This window comes from Devosia sp. (assembly GCF_036676215.1).
Classification (GTDB): domain Bacteria; phylum Pseudomonadota; class Alphaproteobacteria; order Rhizobiales; family Devosiaceae; genus Devosia.
In genome coordinates this window covers 1-1675 of the sequence record NZ_JAKFDJ010000055.1, presented here as the reverse complement: position 1 = coordinate 1675, position 1675 = coordinate 1, and the positions used below count along the sequence as shown (strand labels likewise).

Here is a 1675-nt window from a genome sequence, read left to right as displayed (position 1 = left end):
GGCCACCGAAGGCATTGTGTTGACGAAGTCGGCGATGTTCGCCGGCGCGGCGGCGGCGATTTCCTGGGCCCCCAGGACGTTCACCGGCGTCGGCGCGTCATAGCCGTCGCGCGCGATCCGCGATCCCGTGACGACGACCTCGTCGACGGCCTCGTCGCCCGCCGCCGTGTCCGTCGCGGACTGGGCGAATGCGGCCTGACCCGACACGAGAAGGGCTGTCGCGCTGACCGTTGCGAGCGCATGGCGCCGGACATTCAATGCCGACCGAAGGCTTTCCGCGAGCTTCATTTCTATCCCCAGATAAGTGTTCGCTAATAAAAGCGGTCGATTGCAATTGTTGTCGCCGTGCGCCTCCTAGAAGGGCAAAGCGGTTCCCTCGGGCGCCGAGCTATTCGGCGCGCCGCTTACTCAACTTGATTTTGAACTCTCACCCGACCGTCCGAACGGTTGAGCTCGCCATCCGGAACCTAGGCTCCGGTCCGCCGCGTTGGTCGCGGCGCATCCTGTTTGTTTCCAGCCCCGTGGACCGCCCCTGGAGGGCGGCTCAGCAAATATCCGCGCAGCGTGCGCGGCGGCAGGAGACACGTATGATAGGACCGCCACGCGCCCCCGACCGCGATTGAGGCCATGTTATTCCGGCGTGCAAATTTGACTTGCGGAATGCGGGTTTTCAGCGCCGAAAATGGGTTTGTGCCGCTGATTTATGCATGGAGTCATGGGATCGATGTCGAAATCCGAACAGATTGAGCTGGATGACGTCGATTATCGGCTCTTGAAGGAGCTCTGCATCGACGGACGGGCGTCGGACGTCTGGCTAGGGGAGAAGATCAACCTCTCCAGCACCGCCGTGGCGCGGCGGCGCAAGAGCCTGGAGGAGCGCCAGGCGGTGTTGAACTACTCGGCCAACCTCAACATGCCGATGCTCGGCTACAGCGTGGTGGTGTTCGTGGCCATCGAGCTGAGCTCCCAGGCGGAGCGGGCCTTGAACGAGTTCGAGCGCGAGGTGGTGAAGTGCCCCTCAGTCTCCTATTGCGGCTTCGTCTCCGGCGATACGGACTTCCTGCTCATGCTGAACGTGGAGTCGTTCGAGGACTATGACCGGGTCTATCGCCGCGAACTCTCGACCCTGCCGCACGTGGCGAAGATCCGCAGCAGTTTCGTGATGCGCGAGGTCGCGCGGCGGGGCACGCCGCCGATCGTGTTCCAGGGCAAGGCCTAGGCGACCCCTCGGAATCAATTCGGGGAGGCGCTGGGCGCCTCCCCGAACCACTCAGCGCATCGAGCCTCCGCGACAGATGCGCGGAGACGTTATTTGGTTGGCGGATTGGGATACTTGACGCCCATCTGCTCCAGATAGCTCTTATATTTCTTGGGGTTGTAGTAGTAGGGCTCCATCTTCGGCCGCATCTGGGCCATGATCTCGGCGTTCAGGTGGATGCCCGGCTTGTCGTCCTTGGTCAGGACCGGATCGTACTTTTGATCCTTCAGTTGGACGTTCTGGAAATAGTCCTTCGCCGCGGTGACCAGCGACGGCGTGGTGGCGATGTCCAGAACGGTCAGGGCCACGGCCTTGGCCCCCACCACGACGCCCTTGTGGGCGATGGGCGTCGCCATCGCCATGGCCGAGGTGACGTTGTGGCCGATGGCGTTGGGCACGTTCGAGGGATAGCGGATC

2 protein-coding genes and 1 pseudogene are annotated in these 1675 nt (G+C 62.9%); 1 reads left to right on the top strand and 2 read right to left on the bottom strand.

All coding sequences use genetic code 11. The features are described 5' to 3' along the window. On the bottom strand, nucleotides 1-288 hold a 288-nt coding region (locus V6M52_RS05420), incomplete at its 3' end, for a hypothetical protein (protein ID WP_332700233.1). A gap of 436 nt (nucleotides 289-724) precedes the next feature. Here V6M52_RS05420 and V6M52_RS05415 point away from each other — a divergent pair. Then, nucleotides 725-1219 carry an Lrp/AsnC family transcriptional regulator gene (locus V6M52_RS05415; RefSeq protein ID WP_332700231.1) on the top strand — a complete coding sequence of 165 codons (495 nt, stop codon included), beginning with the start codon at nucleotides 725-727 and terminating at the stop codon, nucleotides 1217-1219. Nucleotides 1220-1308: 89 nt separating this feature from the next. On the opposite strand, the pseudogene V6M52_RS05410 reads toward V6M52_RS05415, so the two are convergent. Further along, nucleotides 1309-1675 (bottom strand): annotated as a pseudogene (locus V6M52_RS05410) (amidohydrolase); the annotation flags it as partial.

What these genes read in the sequence shown, in the direction of transcription:
- V6M52_RS05415 (WP_332700231.1), top strand. Translation starts at nt 725, where the DNA reads ATGTCGAAATCCGAACAGATTGAGCTGGATGACGTCGATTATCGGCTC.